Consider the following 18,217-nt stretch of genomic DNA (forward strand, 5'->3'; position numbering starts at 1 on the left):
CTAAATTTCGGAATCTCGCCGGCTGACTTTCGCCACCGGCATGGGCACCAGCTGACCGCGCGGTTCGCGCTTGCTCTGGCGCAACGGGCGCAACCCCACGACCAGCTTGCGTGCCACCAATAGATAGAAGCCGGCGCCCGAAGACTGCCAGGCGTCGCCCCAGCGCTCCAGGCGAGCCAGGCGCGATTGCCAGGCTGCCGACGCAAGCGGCGGACGATAGCACCCGAAGCGCCGTTTCTCCAGCGCGAAGCCCAGCAGGTTGAGCCAATCGCAGGCCCGCGACGGAGGAATGCAGCGGGCCTGGCGCAAGGCATCCCCGGCGAAATAATGACGGATGCCCCACAGGCTCCATGGGTTGATGCCGATCAGCAGCAGGTGGCCGCCCGGACGAACGGTACGCGCGGCTTCGCGCAGGAGACGGTGAGGCGACAGGCAGAAATCCAGGCCGTGTTGCAGCAGGACCACGTCCGCGGCATGTTCGCTGAGCGGCCAGGCGCCCTCTTCGCAGGCGATGTCCACGCCCGGCAGCGGCGGCCCCAGGCGCACGCCGCGCTGAATCTGCCCGGTGCTCGGCGGCAGTTCGGCATGCGGCCCGTAGTGCACCAGGTAGCCACCGAAGTAACGGGTCAGCTCGTCGCACAACAGGCGTCGCTCCTCGGCCAGCATCAGGCTGCCCAGCGGGCCCTGGAACCAGTCGCGCGCCCGGTTGATCGATGCCAGCCACTCGGCATCGGTCTGGGCGAAGGCTTGCGGTTCGTTCATGCGTACCTCCAGCGTCTTCCCCTTCGCGGCGACGGACGCCGGCACGACGGGAAAATAAGCAATACTATGCGCCAATGACTTCTGCTTAGCGACATCGACCCATGATACAGATCGACGCCCTGCCCGCCTTCAACGACAACTACATCTGGCTGTTGCAAGATGCGACAAGCCGTCGCTGCGCGGTGGTCGACCCCGGCGATGCCAAGCCGGTGGAAGCCTGGCTGGCCGCCCATCCCGACTGGCGGTTGAGCGATATCCTGGTGACCCACCACCATCACGACCACGTCGGCGGCGTCGCGGCCCTGAAGGAACTGACCGGCGCGCGGGTTCTCGGCCCGGCCAACGAGAAGATCCCGGCCCGCGACCTGGCGCTGGAAGACGGCGAACGGGTCGAGGTGCTCGGCCTGGTCTTCGAGATCTTCCACGTGCCCGGCCATACCCTCGGCCATATCGCCTACTACCACCCGGCGGAGACGCCGCTGCTGTTCTGCGGCGACACCCTGTTCGCCGCCGGCTGCGGCCGTCTCTTCGAAGGCACCCCGGCGCAGATGCATCATTCCCTGGCGCGACTGGCCGCGCTGCCGGCCAACACCCGGGTCTACTGCACCCACGAGTACACGCTGAGCAACCTGCGCTTCGCGCTGGCGGTGGAGCCCGACAACGCGGCGCTGCGGGAACGCTTCGAGGAAGCGACCCGGCTGCGCGAACGGGACCGCATCACCCTGCCGTCGGAAATCTCGCTGGAATTGTCGACCAATCCATTTCTTCGCGTTTCGGAAAAATCTGTTAAGAAAAAAGCCGACCAGCGGAGCGGCCAGCAAAACCGCACCCCGGAGGAGGTTTTCGCCGTCCTGAGGGCCTGGAAGGACCAGTTCTGAAGGTTGGCGAAATCTTGACCACTCTTGAGGTCATTTCTAGAATCGGCTGAATTTTTGCCCGGAACAGCACTCAGCCGATGCCGCCACAGACACGTAAAACCCCCGATCTAGACGCCCTGGCTCGCGCCGTTCGGGTGTCCATCCTGCTCATCGCCGGTGCGCTCGCCGGCTGCCAGGGCAGCGGCCAGATCAAGGGGGAGGCCCAGGCCAAAGCAGCACGTCCCGGCGCCCGAGCCGTCGACGTCCAGTTCAACCCCTCCTGGCTGCATACCCAGCCCGGCCAGAACGCCGCCTACAACGACATCTGGGACCGCATGCGCGACGGTTTCCAGCTCCAGGATGCGATCAGCACCAACCCGCGCATCGAACGCCAGCGCCTCTGGTTCCTCAGCAACCAGTCGTTCCTCGAACAATCGAGCGCGCGCGGCAGCCTCTACATGCACTACGTGGTCGAGCGCCTGGAAGAACGCAACATGCCGCTCGAACTGGCGCTGCTGCCGGTCATCGAAAGCGCCTACAACCCCTTCGCCCTGTCGCGCAGCAACGCCGCCGGCCTCTGGCAGTTCATTCCCGCCACCGGCCAGCATTTCAACCTGCGCCAGACCAATTTCTACGACGGTCGCCGCGACATCACCGCCTCGACCAATGCCGCCCTGACCTATCTCGAGCGCCTGCACGACATGTTCAACGGCGACTGGATGCTCGCCCTGGCGGCCTACAACGCCGGCGAAGGCACTGTCAGCCGCGCCATCGAACGCAACGAGAAACTGGGCCTGCCGACCGACTACTGGAACCTGCCGCTGCCGCAGGAAACCCAGGACTACGTACCCAAGCTGCTCGCCCTCTCACAGATCGTCATGGCGCCGGATTCCTACGGCATCAGCCTGAACCCGATCAACAACGAGCCCTACTTCCAGGCCGTCCGGGTCAAGCGCGGGATCGACCTGTCCAGCGTCGCCGCGCTGGCGAACCTGGACGAGGACGAGCTGTACCAGCTGAACCCGGCCTACAAGCGCCGCGTGACCATGGACGGCCCCCAGCAACTGTTGGTGCCGATGGAGAAAGCGGCGTTCCTGACCGCCTCGCTGGACACCCTCAAGCCGAAGGAAGTCACCGCCTGGCAGCAATACCGGGTGCGTAGCGGCGACAGCCTGCACAGCATCGCCAACCGCTATCGGATCACCGTAGCGGAGCTCAAGAGCGCCAACCGCCTGTCCAGCAACCACCTGCGCAAGGGCCAGCAACTGAGCATCCCCGGGCAGATCGCCGGCGGCGCCGTCAAGCCGGTCTACCAGCAACTCGCCCGACAGGCTTCCACCCCGGCCAGGACCCGCTCCTATAAGGTCAAGAACGGCGACAGCCTGTGGCAGATCGCCCGCAACAACGGCGTCGACGTCAACGACCTGAAGCGCTGGAACGGCCTGGACAAGCACGCCCTGAAGGTCGGCCAGACCCTCAAGCTGCAAGGCGGCACCCAGGCCCTGGCGGCCCGCAAGGGAAACGCCGCCGGCAAGCGCGACAGCGCCACCTACTACAAGGTCAAGCAAGGCGACTCGATGTACCTGATCGCCAAGCGCTTCAATGTCGAAATGAAGCACCTGCAGCGCTGGAACCCGCGCAGCAAGCAGGCGCTCAAGCCCGGCCAGACCCTGACCCTGTACCTGGACACCGCGAGCCGCTGACAGCCCATTGCAGGCCGTCCCGAAACGCCACGCCCGCTCCTGCCGGCGTGGCGTTTTCGCAAGCGCGGCCAGAACCCCGGCCCCTAGGCCGGACAGGCCCGCGCTCCCTCTTTTTTCCTGTGCGGGCAAGGTGTTACTGTTGCCTGACGATTCGTTGTCAAAAATAGCCAAGGACCCGGACACACGCCTGATGCGTCGCCTCTCCTTCCTGATCCTCGGCCTGGCCGTGAGCCTGCCCAGCTTCGCCGCGATTACCCAGAGCCATGGTTATGCCCAATTCGGCACGCTCAAGTATCCGGCCAATTTCCAGCACTTCGACTGGACCAATCCCGACGCCCCCAAAGGCGGCACCTTGCGCCTGATGGCCTCGGGCAGCTTCGACACGCTCAACCCCTACACCCTGAAAGGCACCAGCCCGATCGGCACCGGCGATTTCCTCCAGTACGGAGTCAACGAGCTGAACGAACCATTGATGGTGGGCACCGGCCTGTACGACCCGTCCGGCGACGAACCAGCCTCCAGCTATGGCCTGATCGCGAAGAGCGTGGAATACGCGGAAAACCGCAGCTGGGTGGTATTCAACCTGCGGCCGGAAGCGCGCTTCCACGACGGCAGGCCGATCACCGCCAGCGACGTGGCCTTTTCCTATCGCACCCTGGTCAAGCAGGGGCACCCGATGTACCGCACCTACCTGCAGGAGGTGAAGCGGGTCGATATCCTCACCCCCCACCGGGTGCGTTTCGTCCTGCGGCGCTCCGGCAACCCGCTGCTGATCCTGCGCCTGGGCGAGCTTCCGGTGCTGCCGCAGCATTACTGGAAGGATCGCGACTTCCGCGCCACCACCTTCACCGCGCCGCTGGGCAGCGGTCCCTATCGCATCGTCGAGGTCGATCCCGGGCGCCGCCTGGTGTTCGAACGCGTGAAGGGCTGGTGGGGCGAAAAACTGCCGGTGAACCGCGGCAAATACAATTTCGACCGGGTCGTGGTGGACTTCTACCGGGACAACGGCGTCGCCTTCGAAGCCTTCAAGGCCGGCGAGTTCGACTTCTACATCGAGCACCAGGCGAAGAACTGGCTGAACAACTATCGCTTCCCCGCGGTTCTGCGCGGCGATGTGATCCGCACGGAAATCCCGCACCAGATCCCCAGCCAGACCCAGGCGTTGTTCATGAACACCCGTCGCGCCGTGTTCAAGGAGCGCGCGCTACGCCAGGCGCTGGGCGAGATGTTCGACTTCGAATGGACCAATCGCGCCCTCTTCAGCAATTCCTACCTGCGCTCGCGCAGCTACTACCCGAACAGCGAATTCGCCGCCAGCGGCGTCCCGGAGGGCCAGGAATGGCTGTACCTGTCGCCGTACCGCAAGCAATTGCCGGCGCAGTTGTTCAAACAGCCGTTCAGCCTGCCGACCACCGAGGGGCGCGGCATTCCCCGTGAAACCCTCAGGCATGCACTCGGTCTACTGGCCGATGCCGGCTGGAAGCTGTCCGGCGACCGACTGCTGAATAAAAAGGGCGAACCGCTGCGCTTCGAAATCCTGCTGGTCAATCCGAGCCTGGAGCGTATTCTCCAGCCCTATCGCGAAAACCTCGCCAGCATCGGCATCGACGCGCGCCTGCGCACCGTCGACCGCGCCCAATACAAGCAGCGCCTGGACCAGTTCGACTACGACATGATCCTCATGACCCTGCCGCAGACCCTCAGTCCCGGCCTGGAACAGTGGCAGTACTTCCACTCCAGCCAGGTGAAGGTCAAGGGCAGCAAGAATTACGCGGGAATCGCCAACCCGGTGGTCGACGCCATGCTCAACCGCCTGCTCGGCGCCCACAGCCGCGACGAACAGGTCGCCGCCGCGCGCGCCCTGGACCGGACCTTGCTCTGGCAGTACTACAGCATTCCCAACTGGTACCTCAATTCGCACCGTCTGGCGTACCGCAACCGCTTCGCCTTCGTCGCCACCCCGCCCTACACCCTGGGCCTGCGCGCGTGGTGGCAGAAAAACCTGGAGACGTCCCGATGATCCGTCCCCGCTTCACCCCTCTGCTGGCAGCCCTGCTGCTCGGCTGCTGCGGCCCGCTCCTCGCCGCCCCGAAACATGCACTGACGCTCTACGATGAGCCTCCGAAGTATCCCGCCGATTTCAAGCATTTCGACTACGTGAATCCGGATGCGCCGAAAGGCGGCATCCTCCGCCAGGCCGACTTCGGCGGCTTCGACAGCCTCAACCCGTTCATCGGCAAGGGCGTCTCGGCCCCTTCGCTGGGCCTGATCTACGACACCCTGGCCTTCCAGTCGCAGGACGAGCCGTTCACCGAATACGGCTTGCTCGCGGAGAAGATCGAGAAGGCACCGGACAACAGCTACGTGCGCTTCTACCTGCGCCCCCAGGCCCGTTTCAGCGATGGCACGCCGGTCACCGCCGAAGACGTGGTGTTCACCTTCGAGACGCTGGTGAGCAAGGGCGACCCGATGTACCGCAACTACTATGCGGACGTCGACAAGGTGGTCGCCGAGGACAAGCTTCGCGTGCGCTTCGACTTCAAGCACGCCGGCAACCGCGAACTGCCGCTGATCCTCGGCCAGATCGCGATCCTGCCGAAACACTGGTGGGCCGACCGCGACTTTTCCAAGACCGGCATGGAAATCCCGGTGGGCAGCGGCCCCTACCGCATCGCCAAGGTCGATCCGGGACGCTCCATCAGCTACGAGCGAGTCAAGGACTGGTGGGCCAAGGACCTTCCGGTCTCCCGCGGACTCTATAACTTCGACACCATCACCATCGACTCCTATCGCGACATGTCGGTCGCCCTGGAAGCCTTCAAGGCCGGCCAGTACGACGTCAACCTCGAATATTCGGCGAAGGACTGGGCCACCGGCTACGAGTCGCCGGCATTGCGCGACGGGCGCTTCATCAAGGCCAGCATCCACAACCACAACCCGGTGGGGATGCAGGGCTTCGCCTTCAATATCCGCCGCCCGGTGTTCCAGGACCGCCGGGTACGCCAGGCGATCAGCCTGCTGTTCGACTTCGAATGGTCGAACAAGCAGCTGTTCTTCAGCTCCTACAAGCGCACCAACAGCTATTTCGAGAACTCGGAGATGGCCGCCCACCAGTTGCCCAGCGAAGCCGAGCTGAAGATCCTCGAACCGCTGCGCGGCAAGATTCCCGACGAGGCCTTCGACCAGGTCTTCCAGAATCCGGTCAATGACGGCAGCGGGGTGATCCGCGAGCAGCGGCGCAAGGCCTACCAGTTGCTCACCGAGGCCGGCTACAGGATCGAGAACAACCGCATGGTAGGTCCCGACGGCCAGCCACTGAGCTTCGAGTTCATGCTGTTCCAGGCCAACATGGAACGGGTCATCCTGCCGTTCAAGCGCAACCTGGCCGAACTTGGCATCGACATGCAGATCCGTCGCGTCGACGTCTCGCAGTTCGTCAACCGCCTGCGCTCGCGGGATTTCGACATGACCTCGGCGACCTGGCCGCAATCCAACTCGCCAGGCAACGAACAGCGAGAGTTCTGGCATTCCAGCAGCGCCGACAAGGCCGGCAGCCGCAACTTCATCGGCCTCAAGGACCCGGCCATCGACAGCCTGGTGGAAAGCCTGATCCAGTCCGACTCGCGGCAAAGCCTGATCGACCATACCCGCGCCCTCGACCGCGTACTGTCGTGGGGCTACTACGTGGTTCCCAACTACTACGTCGATACCTGGCGGGTCGCCTACTGGAACCGTTTCGGCCGGCCGAAGGTGACGCCACTCTACGACTGGGGCCTGATGACCTGGTGGCAGACCAGCGACAAGGCGCTGCCGAGCAAGGCGCAAGCCGAAGCCACGCAAGACGCCGAGCCGGAACGGGAGTAACGCCGCATGCTCTCCTATATCCTGCGGCGCCTGCTGCTGATCGTCCCTACCCTGTTCGGCATCCTGCTGATCAACTTCATCATCATCCAGGCCGCTCCCGGCGGTCCGGTGGAGCAGATGATCGCCAAGCTGGAAGGCTTCGACGCCGCTTCCGGCGGCGCCACCGGGCGCATCTCCGGCGGCGGCGGCGAAGTCGCCGTGGCCGGCTCGCAATACCGCGGCGCGCAAGGCCTGGACCCGGAGCTGGTGAAAGAGATCGAGCGCATGTACGGCTTCGACAAGTCGGCCCCCGAGCGCTTCATGATCATGCTGAAGAACTACCTGCACCTGGACTTCGGGCAGAGCTTCTTCCGCGACGCCAAGGTCACCGACCTGATCATCGAGAAATTGCCGGTGTCGATCTCGCTCGGGCTCTGGAGCACGCTGATCATGTACCTGGTGTCGATCCCGCTGGGGATCGCCAAGGCGGTCCGCCATGGTAGCGTCTTCGACATCTGGACCAGCTCGGCGATCATCGTCGGCTACGCCATTCCCGCCTTCCTCTTCGCCATCCTGCTGGTGGTGCTGTTCGCCGGCGGCAGCTACTGGGACTGGTTCCCCCTGCGCGGCCTGACCTCGAACAACTTCGACCAGCTCAGCCTCGGCGGCAAGGTGCTCGACTATTTCTGGCACCTGGCCTTGCCGGTAACCGCCCTGGTGATCGGCAACTTCGCCACCATCACGCTGCTGACCAAGAACAGCTTCCTCGACGAGATCGGCAAGCAATACGTGGTCACCGCCCGCGCCAAGGGCCTGACCGAACGCCGCGTGCTCTACGGGCACGTATTCCGCAACGCCATGCTGCTGGTGATTGCCGGCCTGCCGGCTGCGCTGCTGGGGATCTTCTTCACCGGTTCGCTGTTGATCGAGGTGATCTTCTCCCTCGACGGCCTCGGCCTGCTCAGCTTCGAAGCGGCGATGAACCGCGACTACCCGGTGGTCTTCGGCACGCTGTTCATCTTCACCCTGTTCGGGCTGGTCATGAAGCTGATCAGCGATATCGTCTACACCCTGGTCGATCCGCGCATCGACTTCGAGAACCGGGAGTAATCCGATGCGCCTGTCTCCCATCAACCAGCGCCGCTGGGCCCGCTTCAAGAGCAACAAGCGTGGCTGGTGGTCGCTCTGGCTGTTCCTCATCCTGTTCGTCGGCAGCCTCGGCGCCGAACTGATCGCCAACGACAAACCGCTGGTCGTGCATTACGACGGCGGCTGGTATTTCCCGGTCTTCAAACGCTACCCGGAAACCACCTTCGGCGGCGAATTCCCCCTGGAAGCCAACTACAAGAGCCCCTACATCAGCCAACTGATCGCCGAGAAGGACGGCTGGGTGCTTTGGCCGCCGATCCCCTACAGCTACGACACCATCAACTACGAGCTGAAGGTTCCCGCCCCCGCCCCGCCGTCGGCGGAAAACTGGCTGGGCACCGACGACCAGGCCCGCGACGTGCTCGCCCGGGTGATCTACGGCTTCCGCGTGTCGATCCTCTTCGCCCTGACCCTGACCGTGCTCAGTTCTCTGATCGGCGTCACCGTCGGCGCCCTGCAAGGCTACTACGGCGGCTGGGTCGACCTGCTCGGCCAGCGTTTCCTGGAAGTCTGGTCGGGGCTGCCGGTGCTCTACCTGCTGATCATCCTGGCCAGCTTCGTCCAGCCGAACTTCTGGTGGCTGCTGGGCATCATGCTGCTGTTTTCCTGGATGAGCCTGGTGGACGTGGTCCGCGCCGAGTTCCTCCGCGGGCGCAACCTGGAATACGTCCGCGCCGCCCGGGCCCTCGGCATGCGCAACAGCGCCATCATGTTCCGTCACATCCTGCCGAATGCGATGATCTCGACCCTGACCTTCATGCCGTTCATCCTCACCGGCGCCATCGGCACCCTCACCTCCCTGGACTTCCTCGGCTTCGGCCTGCCGCCCGGCGCGCCGTCGCTGGGCGAGTTGGTCGCCCAGGGCAAGTCCAACCTCCAGGCACCCTGGCTGGGCATTTCCGCCTTCGTGGTGCTGGCGGTCATGCTGAGCCTGCTGGTGTTCATCGGCGAAGCCGCCCGCGACGCTTTCGACCCGAGGAAATGAGATGAGCGAGAACATTCTGGAAATCCGCGACCTCGCCGTCGAATTCCTCTCCGGCGAGCAACGCCAGCGGGTGGTCGAAGGCGTCAGCTTCGACATCCGCCAGGGCGAGACCCTGGCCCTGGTCGGCGAAAGCGGCTCGGGCAAGTCGGTGACCGCCCACTCGATCCTGCGCCTGCTGCCCTACTCCGTCGCCAGCCACCCAGCAGGCAGCATCCACTACCAGGGCGAGGATCTGCTCAAGCTCCCGGAACGGCGCCTGCGCGGGATCCGCGGCAACCGCATCGCCATGGTCTTCCAGGAACCCATGACCTCGCTCAATCCGCTGCATACCATCGAGAAGCAGCTCGCCGAGGTCCTCGCCCTGCACAAGGGCCTGGGTGGCGCCAAGGCCAGCGCGAGAATTCTCGAACTGCTCGAGCTGGTCGGCATCCCCGAGCCGGCCAAGCGCCTGAAAGCCTATCCACACGAACTCTCCGGCGGCCAGCGGCAGCGGGTGATGATCGCCATGGCCCTGGCCTGCGAGCCGCAACTGCTGATCGCCGACGAACCGACCACCGCGCTCGACGTCACCGTCCAGTTGAAGATCCTCGATCTGCTCAAGGACCTGCAGGCACGCCTGGGCATGTCCCTGCTGCTGATCACCCACGACCTCAACCTGGTCCGGCGCATCGCCCACCGCGTCTGCGTCATGCAACAAGGGCGGATCGTCGAGCAGGCTTCCTGCCAGGAACTCTTCGCAGCCCCGCGACACCCCTATACCCGCGAGCTGCTCAACGCCGAGCCCAGCGGTGCGCCGGCGAGCAACCCGCCCGGTGAAACCCTGTTGGCGGTGGACGACCTGCGGGTCTGGTTCCCGATCCGCAAAGGCGTGTTCCGCCGCACCGTGGACCACGTCAAGGCGGTCGACGGGGTCAATTTCGAACTACCCCGCGGGCAGACGCTGGGCATCGTTGGCGAAAGCGGCTCGGGCAAGTCGACCCTTGGCCTGGCGATCCTGCGGCTGCTGGAAAGCCAGGGCGGCATCCGCTTCGAAGGCACCCGGCTGGACGGTCTCGCGCAACATGACGTGCGCCCGCTGCGCCGCGAGATGCAGGTGGTGTTCCAGGACCCGTATGGCAGCCTCAGCCCACGCATGTGTGTCGGCGAGATCGTCGGCGAAGGCCTGCGCATCCATAGGATCGGCAGCGAGGCCGAACAGGAGCAGGCGATCATCGACGCGCTGGTGGAGGTCGGGCTCGATCCGCAGACCCGCTACCGTTACCCCCACGAATTCTCCGGCGGCCAGCGCCAGCGCATCGCCATCGCCCGGGCACTGGTGCTGAAACCGGCACTGATCCTGCTCGACGAACCGACCTCGGCGCTCGACCGCACCGTGCAGCGCCAGGTCGTGGAATTGCTGCGGCAACTGCAGGGCAAGTACAACCTCACCTACCTGTTCATCAGCCACGACCTGGCGGTGGTCAAGGCGCTCAGCCACCAGCTGATGGTGGTTCGACATGGCAAGGTGGTGGAACAGGGCAGCGCCGAAGCGGTTTTCGCCTCGCCGCAACATCCCTATACGCAGCAATTGCTGGAGGCTGCCTTCATGGCCCCGGCAAGCGCGGAAAACTGAGTAGCAGACAAGGAACGGACCATGGGATTTCTCACAGGAAAACGCGCCCTGATCGTCGGAGTCGCCAGCAAGCTCTCCATCGCTTCCGGCATCGCCGCCGCCATGCACCGGGAAGGCGCCGAACTGGCCTTCACCTACCAGAACGACAAGCTCAGGGGCCGGGTGGAGGAGTTCGCCAGTGGCTGGGGCTCGCGGCCGGAGCTGTGCTTCCCCTGTGACGTGGCCGACGACAGCCAGATCGAAGCGGTGTTCGCCGCCCTGGGCAAGCACTGGGACGGCCTGGACATCATCGTCCACTCCGTCGGATTCGCTCCAGGCGATCAGCTCGACGGCGACTTCACCGCGGTGACCACCCGCGAGGGCTTCCGCATCGCCCACGACATCAGCGCCTACAGCTTCATCGCCCTGGCCAAGGCCGGACGGGAAATGATGAAGGGCCGCAACGGCAGCCTGCTGACCCTCTCCTACCTGGGCGCCGAACGGACCATGCCGAACTACAACGTAATGGGCATGGCCAAGGCCAGCCTGGAGGCCGGGGTCCGCTACCTGGCCGGCAGCCTGGGCGCGGAAGGCACCCGGGTCAATGCGGTTTCCGCCGGGCCGATCCGAACGCTCGCCGCCTCCGGAATCAAGAGCTTCCGCAAGATGCTGGCCGCCAACGAGCGGCAGACGCCGCTGCGGCGCAACGTCACCATCGAGGAAGTCGGCAATGCCGGCGCCTTCCTCTGTTCGGACCTGGCCAGCGGTATCAGCGGCGAGATCCTCTACGTCGATGGCGGCTTCAACACTACCGCCATGGGCCCGCTGGACGACGACTGATCACCCCGCCCATGAAAAATGGCCGCTTCGAGCGGCCTTTTTCATGGGCGGAATAAAGAAAAGGCCGCGTAAGCGGCCTTTTCTCTGCATCTCGGTCTCAGTATTTCTCGACTTCCGCCTTGTCCTGCAACTGACGGCGGAAGGCGGCGAAGTCTGCCTGTCCGCTGCGCGAAGCCAGGAAGCGGCGGTACATGGCCTTCTCGTCGTCGGAGATAGCCTCCTCCGGCTCGCTGACGCCATTCAGGCGGATCACCACGTAATCGCCATTGGCCAGGGTCACGCCAGAGAGCGAAGGCTTGTCCTTGGCCTCCGGACGCTGCATACGGAACACCGCCTGGAGCAGTTTCGGATCGACGCCTTCCTGGCCGCGGGAGGCCGCCTCGACCACTTTCCACGACTCCCCCGCTGCGGAAGAGGTACGGCCTTCACGCAGCTCTGCGATCAGGGCCTCGCCACGCTTCTGCGCCTCCTCGGCGGCCTTTTCGGCGGCCAGGCGCTCGCGGATGTTCGCCGCGACCTGCTCCAGCGGTTGCTCCTTCGGCTTGTTGTGTTCCTTGACCCGCAGCACCACCACGGTGTCCGGATCCAGCTCGATGGCGCCACTGTTGGCCGCTTCTTCCAGCACCTCGGCGCTGAACGCGGTCTGCACGATCTGGCGGTTGGCAGCGATGCCGTCGCCCCCCGAACGTCCGAACGGCTGGCTGGTCTGGACCTTCAGGCCCATTTCCTGCGCCGGCTGGCTCAGGTCGGCGGCTTCGTAGGCGGAGCTTTCCAGGTCCTTGGTAGCCTCGACGAAGCGCTGCTCGACCATCTGTTTCTTCAGTTCGTCCTCGAGCTTCGGCTTGAGGCTTTCCAGGCTCGGTACTTCCGGCGCCTGCACGCCCAGCAGCTTGATCAGGTGGTAGCCGTACGGAGTCTTCACCGGGGCGGATACCTCACCTTGCTTCAGCGCATACAGCGCCTCCTCGAACGCGGGGTCGTACACGCCGCGACCGGCGTAGCCCAGGTCGCCGCCGGTGGCGGCCGAGCCGATATCCTGGGAGAACTCCTTGGCCAGCGCGGCGAAATCCTCGCCCTTGGCCAGGCGAGCCTTGATCTCGTCGATCTTCGCCTTGGCCTGCTCGTCGCCGACCTTGTCGTTCACCTCGATCAGGATGTGTGCGGCATCGCGCTGCTCGGAAAGGTTGGCGATTTCCTTCTGGTACAGCGCCTCGAGGTCTTCCTGCTTCACCTTGACCTGGTCGAAGAAGGAGGACTTCTTCAGCTCCACGTATTCGACGACCACCTGCTCGGGAGTCATGAACTCGCTCTTGTGGCCTTCGTAGAAGGCCTTCACCTCGTCGTCGCTCACGCTGCTCTTGGAGGCGTCGGCCTTGATCGCCAGGGTGGCGAAGTCGCGGGTCTGCTTCTCGAGGCGAGCGAAGGACTGCAATTCGTTGTCGGTGACGAAACCGGTGCCCGCCAGGCCGGCGCGAAGCTGGCCGATGAGCATTTCCTGGCCGAGCATCTGGCGGAACTGCATGCGGCTGTAGTTCATCTGGCGGATGACCTGGTCGAAGCGATCCGCGTTGAACTTGCCGTCGACCTGGAACTCGGGAGTTTGCAGGATCAACTGGTCCAGCGCCTGGTCGGAGAAGGCGAACTTGTCGTCCTTGGCGGCCTGGAGCAGCAGGGTACGCTCGATCAGCCCCTTCAGGGCCGCTTCCTTGAGCAGCTTGTCATCCAGCATGGATGGATCGAAATCCTTGCCCAGGCGTTGCAGCAGCTGGCGACGCTGCATGTCCACGGCCTGTTGGACTTCATTGAGACTGATATCATCGCCGTTGACCTTGGCGGCCACGTTGGAGTGGTCGGTGGCCCGGATGATCGCGTCGAAGCCGGTCAGCGACAGGAGAACGATGATCACGCCAATGATGGTCTTGGCGATCCAGCCCTGGGAATTATCCCTGATGTTCTGCAGCATGCAGCCCCCAAAAACTGCCACGACCAGCCGTCTTGGGCGGCGCGGCGTGGGTAAGAGATGCGGATATAAGAAAGGCGCATCCGAGGATGCGCCTTCTCGTAACTGGCGGAGCGGACGGGACTCGAACCCGCGACCCCCGGCGTGACAGGCCGGTATTCTAACCGACTGAACTACCGCTCCGCAGCCAGGCCAGCCTTGGCCGACCTGGGTAGATCGAGTCCAAAAAGACGCTTAGTTGACAGCATCCTTCAGGGCTTTACCGGCTTTGAAGCCCGGGATCTTGGCAGCGGCGATCTTGATCGGCTTGCCAGTTTGCGGGTTGCGACCGGTGCGAGCAGCGCGCTCTTTGACAGCGAAGGTGCCGAAACCAACCAGCACGACGGAGTCACCAGCCTTCAGGGCGCCAGTGACGGACTCGATCACTGCGTCCAGTGCGCGACCGGCAACAGCTTTCGGGATATCAGCAGATGCGGCAATTGCATCGATCAGTTCCGACTTGTTCACTCTAAGTCCCCTTATTTCTGTTGAGTATGTTTCTATGTGTTAGGTGTAAGGAAATTCTGCGCTGGTAGGCCAACTGACTCAGCAAGTGCCGCTTTATAACAAGGGCCCAAAAACAGTGTCAAGAATACCTACCGACTAATGCGTGCTAATTCGCTCCTTGGAATCAGGCTCGCGTTTTTCATCCTTTGCAACCATCTCCGGAGCCGCATCGGGCAAGGGCTCCGGGGCGTATTGCAGCGCAATTTGCAGGACTTCGTCAATCCATTTAACCGGTTTAATAACCAGATCACTCTTAATATTGTCCGGAATTTCCTTCAGGTCGCGAACATTTTCCTCGGGAATGATCACCGTCTTGATCCCGCCGCGGTGCGCCGCCAAAAGTTTTTCTTTCAGCCCGCCGATCGCCAGCACCTGCCCACGCAGGGTGATCTCCCCGGTCATTGCCACGTCGGCGCGCACCGGGATCTGCGTGATCGCCGAAACCAGCGCCGTGCACATGCCGATGCCTGCGCTCGGGCCATCCTTCGGCGTAGCGCCTTCCGGAACGTGGATATGGATGTCGCGCTTCTCGTGGAAGTCCGCCGCGATTCCTAGGCTCTGGGCGCGGCTGCGCACCACGGTCAACGCCGCGGTGATCGATTCCGCCATCACGTCGCCCAGCGATCCGGTCTTGGTCAACTGGCCCTTGCCGGGTACCACGGCCGCCTCGATGGTAAGCAGCTCGCCGCCGACCTGGGTCCAGGCCAGCCCGGTCACCTGGCCGATCTGGTCCTGCTGTTCGGCGAGGCCATAACGGAACTTGCGCACGCCGAGGTAGTTCTCCAGCGTCTCGCTGGACACCACCGCCTGGATACGCTTGAGCTTGGCATGCTCCTTCACCGCCTTGCGGCAGACCTTGGCGATCTGCCGCTCGAGGCTGCGCACCCCGGCTTCGCGGGTGTAGTAGCGAATGATGTCGCGCAGGGCGCCTTCCTCGAAGGTCAGCTCGCCCTTCTTCAGGCCGTTGGCCTGGACCTGCTTCGGAATCAGGTACTTGGCGGCGATATTGACCTTCTCGTCCTCGGTGTAGCCCGGCAGGCGGATGACTTCCATCCGATCCAGCAGGGGCGCCGGGATGTTCATCGAGTTCGCGGTGCAGAGGAACATCACGTCGGACAGGTCGTAGTCGACTTCCAGGTAGTGATCGTTGAAGTTGTGGTTCTGCTCCGGGTCGAGCACCTCGAGCAGCGCCGAGGCGGGATCCCCGCGCATGTCGCTGCCCATCTTGTCGATTTCGTCGAGGAGGAACAGCGGGTTGCGCACGCCGACCTTGGTCATCTTCTGGATCAGGCGGCCCGGCATGGAGCCGATATAGGTACGACGGTGACCGCGGATCTCGGCCTCGTCACGCACGCCGCCGAGCGCCATGCGCACGAACTTGCGATTGGTGGCGCGGGCGATGGATTCGGCCAGGGAGGTCTTGCCCACGCCGGGCGGTCCCACCAGGCAAAGGACCGGGCCCTTGAGCTTCTTCACCCGCTTTTGCACGGCGAGATACTCGAGAATGCGCTCCTTGACCTCTTCCAGGCCATAATGGTCGGCATCGAGGATGTCTTCCGCCTTGGCGAGATCATGGCGCACCTTGCTCTCGGCCTTCCACGGCACGTTCAGCAGCCAGTCTATGTAGGAACGCACCACGGTGGCTTCCGCCGACATCGGCGACATCTGCTTGAGCTTGTTCAGCTCGGCAGTGGCCTTGGTGTGCGCCTCCTTGGTCAGGCCGGCGGCGTCGATGCGCTTCTTCAGCTCCTCGACTTCGTTGTGCCCTTCGTCGATATCGCCGAGTTCCTTCTGAATGGCCTTCATCTGCTCATTCAGGTAGTACTCGCGCTGGCTGCGCTCCATCTGCTTCTTGACCCGGCCGCGGATACGCTTTTCCACCTGCAGCAGGTCGATCTCGGCATCCAGCAGCGCCAGGACATGCTCAACCCGCGACGACAGGTCGGTGATCTCTAGGATGTCCTGCTTCTGCTCGATCTTCAGCGCCATGTGCGCGGCCATGGTATCGACCAGCCTGCTCGGCTCGTCGATGCTGTTCAGCGAAGAAAGCACCTCGGCGGGGACTTTCTTGCCCAACTGGACGTATTGCTCGAACTGGCTCAGCAGGCTGCGAGTGAAGACCTCGGCCTCGCGCTCGCCGACATTGGCGTCATCGATGGCCTGGACCGCGGCACGAATGTGCCCTTCTTCCTCGATGAAGCGCTCGACCTGGCCGCGCTGCTCGCCTTCGACCAGCACCTTGACGGTGCCATCCGGCAGCTTGAGCAACTGCAGCACGGTAGCGACCGTACCCATGCGGTACAGGCCATCTTCGCCCGGATCATCGTCCGCGGGGTTTTTCTGCGCCAGCAGGAGGATTTGCTTGTCGCCGGTCATCGCTGCCTCCAGGGCCTCGATGGACTTTTCCCGACCGACGAACAACGGGATGACCATGTGCGGGTACACCACCACGTCACGTAGCGGCAGCAAGGGCAATTCGACGAGTGTTTTCATAATGTCGGCTCTACAGCGGCACTTGGCCACGAAACAGATAGGAAGACCTTTCAGCCTAAGATGGGGTTAGGCCCGGGAAAAAACAAGCGTGCCAGTCGGAAAAGAAAAGGGGCCCGAAGGCCCCTGGTCTTTCATGCCTCAGGCGCAGCCTTGGCTGGCTTTTCGCTGTTCTCGTAGATCATCAGGGGTTGCGACGAGCCATCGATGACACTCTCATCGATGACCACCTTGCTGACATCCTGCTGGGAGGGAATCTCGTACATGGTATCGAGAAGGATACCTTCGAGAATTGAACGCAAGCCACGTGCACCGGTCTTGCGTTCGAGCGCCTTGCGGGCAACCGCCTTGAGTGCGTCCGGACGGAATTCGAGATCGACGCCTTCCATTTCGAACAGCTTGGCGTACTGCTTGGTGAGAGCGTTCTTCGGCTCGGTCAGGATCTGCATGAGCGCAGCCTCGTCGAGCTCATCAAGAGTCGCGATCACCGGCAAACGCCCTACAAACTCGGGAATAAGACCGAACTTGACGAGATCTTCCGGTTCGACTTCCTTGAACGCCTCGCCGACCTTCTTGCCCATCTCCTGACTGCGCACTTCGGCATTGAAACCGATGCCGCCGCGCGCGGAACGGTTCTGGATGACCCGCTCCAGACCGGCGAAAGCGCCGCCGCAGATGAACAGGATGTTGCGCGTATCGACCTGCAGGAACTCCTGCTGCGGATGCTTGCGACCGCCCTGCGGCGGTACCGAGGCAACGGTGCCCTCGATGAGCTTCAGCAGGGCCTGCTGCACACCCTCGCCGGAAACGTCGCGAGTGATGGAGGGATTGTCCGATTTCCGGGAGATCTTGTCGATCTCGTCGATGTAGACGATGCCCATCTGGGCCTTCTCCACATCGTAATCGCACTTCTGCAAGAGCTTCTGGATGATGTTCTCGACATCCTCGCCCACGTAGCCCGCTTCCGTCAGCGTGGTCGCATCGGCGATGGTGAACGGCACGTTCAGCAGACGTGCGAGGGTCTCGGCCAGCAGGGTCTTGCCCGAGCCGGTTGGGCCGATCATCAGAATGTTGCTCTTGCCGAGCTCGATATCGTCCTTCTTGTCACGCTGGTTGAGGCGCTTGTAGTGGTTGTATACCGCTACCGCCAGAACCTTCTTGGCCCGCTCCTGCCCGATCACGTACTGATCGAGGATGGTGCGGATCTCTTTCGGCGCCGGAAGTTTGTGCCCACTACTTTCCGCCTGCGCTTCCTGCACCTCCTCGCGGATGATGTCATTGCACAGGTCGACACACTCGTCGCAGATAAAGACCGAGGGGCCGGCAATCAACTTGCGCACTTCGTGCTGGCTCTTGCCGCAGAAGGAGCAATACAGCAGCTTGCCGTTGTCCTCGCCGTTGCGGGTATCAGTCATTCGATCGATCCAATGGGTAGCTTCAAACACAAGATGAAGGCAATTGTGGGCATTTTCAAGCCCACGAGGCGGCCGA

13 protein-coding genes and 1 tRNA gene are annotated in these 18,217 nt (G+C 63.5%); 8 read left to right on the top strand and 6 right to left on the bottom strand.

The features are described from left to right. Complete coding sequence (locus ACI766_RS16665) at positions 1 to 762, bottom strand: methyltransferase domain-containing protein (protein ID WP_003087952.1); 762 nt, start codon at positions 760 to 762, stop codon at positions 1 to 3. A 101-nt stretch (positions 763 to 863) separates the two neighbouring features. Here ACI766_RS16665 and gloB point away from each other — a divergent pair, with 101 nt between their 5' ends. The 8 genes from gloB to fabI all read left to right on the top strand — a co-directional run bounded on the left by gloB (position 864) and on the right by fabI (position 11,730). Next, a complete protein-coding gene (gloB, locus tag ACI766_RS16670; RefSeq protein WP_012614279.1) occupies positions 864 to 1,640 on the top strand; it encodes a hydroxyacylglutathione hydrolase in 777 nt (258 codons plus the stop codon). A 77-nt stretch (positions 1,641 to 1,717) separates the two neighbouring features. Beyond that, complete coding sequence (locus ACI766_RS16675; RefSeq protein ID WP_003120244.1) at positions 1,718 to 3,322, top strand: lytic transglycosylase domain-containing protein; 1,605 nt, start codon at positions 1,718 to 1,720, stop codon at positions 3,320 to 3,322. A 190-nt stretch (positions 3,323 to 3,512) separates the two neighbouring features. Further along, positions 3,513 to 5,342: an extracellular solute-binding protein gene (locus tag ACI766_RS16680; RefSeq protein ID WP_003113590.1), complete on the top strand. Its 1,830-nt coding sequence runs from the start codon at positions 3,513 to 3,515 to the stop codon at positions 5,340 to 5,342. Further along, a complete protein-coding gene (locus tag ACI766_RS16685; RefSeq protein ID WP_003098136.1) occupies positions 5,339 to 7,186 on the top strand; it encodes an extracellular solute-binding protein in 1,848 nt (615 codons plus the stop codon). The genes ACI766_RS16680 and ACI766_RS16685 overlap by 4 nt, the downstream gene beginning before the upstream one ends. A gap of 6 nt (positions 7,187 to 7,192) precedes the next feature. Then, the gene (locus tag ACI766_RS16690; RefSeq protein ID WP_003098134.1) at positions 7,193 to 8,275 is read left to right on the top strand and encodes a microcin C ABC transporter permease YejB; all 1,083 of its coding nucleotides are present in this window, start codon (positions 7,193 to 7,195) and stop codon (positions 8,273 to 8,275) included. A 4-nt stretch (positions 8,276 to 8,279) separates the two neighbouring features. Next, positions 8,280 to 9,299 carry an ABC transporter permease gene (locus tag ACI766_RS16695; protein ID WP_003087942.1) on the top strand — a complete coding sequence of 340 codons (1,020 nt, stop codon included), beginning with the start codon at positions 8,280 to 8,282 and terminating at the stop codon, positions 9,297 to 9,299. A gap of 1 nt (position 9,300) precedes the next feature. Further along, positions 9,301 to 10,911, top strand: coding sequence for an ABC transporter ATP-binding protein (locus tag ACI766_RS16700; protein WP_003087940.1), 1,611 nt, complete (start codon positions 9,301 to 9,303; stop codon positions 10,909 to 10,911). 21 nt (positions 10,912 to 10,932) lie between these two features. Further along, complete coding sequence (fabI, locus tag ACI766_RS16705) at positions 10,933 to 11,730, top strand: enoyl-ACP reductase FabI (protein ID WP_003087936.1); 798 nt, start codon at positions 10,933 to 10,935, stop codon at positions 11,728 to 11,730. A 97-nt stretch (positions 11,731 to 11,827) separates the two neighbouring features. Here the strand turns inward: fabI and ACI766_RS16710 are convergent, their stop codons facing one another. The 5 genes from ACI766_RS16710 to clpX form a co-directional block, all read right to left on the bottom strand. Beyond that, a complete protein-coding gene (locus ACI766_RS16710; RefSeq protein WP_023087575.1) occupies positions 11,828 to 13,693 on the bottom strand; it encodes a SurA N-terminal domain-containing protein in 1,866 nt (621 codons plus the stop codon). A 103-nt stretch (positions 13,694 to 13,796) separates the two neighbouring features. Further along, positions 13,797 to 13,873 (bottom strand) — tRNA-Asp (locus ACI766_RS16715). A 51-nt stretch (positions 13,874 to 13,924) separates the two neighbouring features. Beyond that, entirely contained in the window at positions 13,925 to 14,197 is a 273-nt protein-coding gene (gene hupB / locus ACI766_RS16720; protein WP_003087931.1) for a nucleoid-associated protein HU-beta, read from the bottom strand. Positions 14,198 to 14,332: 135 nt separating this feature from the next. Continuing rightward, positions 14,333 to 16,729, bottom strand: coding sequence for an endopeptidase La (gene lon / locus ACI766_RS16725; RefSeq protein ID WP_003087926.1), 2,397 nt, complete (start codon positions 16,727 to 16,729; stop codon positions 14,333 to 14,335). A gap of 131 nt (positions 16,730 to 16,860) precedes the next feature. Beyond that, entirely contained in the window at positions 16,861 to 18,141 is a 1,281-nt protein-coding gene (clpX, locus tag ACI766_RS16730) for an ATP-dependent Clp protease ATP-binding subunit ClpX (RefSeq protein WP_003087924.1), read from the bottom strand. Positions 18,142 to 18,217: the final 76 nt, after the last annotated feature.

Origin of the sequence: Pseudomonas sp. DL, assembly GCF_047199225.1 — a bacterium.
GTDB classification, from domain to species: domain Bacteria; phylum Pseudomonadota; class Gammaproteobacteria; order Pseudomonadales; family Pseudomonadaceae; genus Pseudomonas; species Pseudomonas aeruginosa.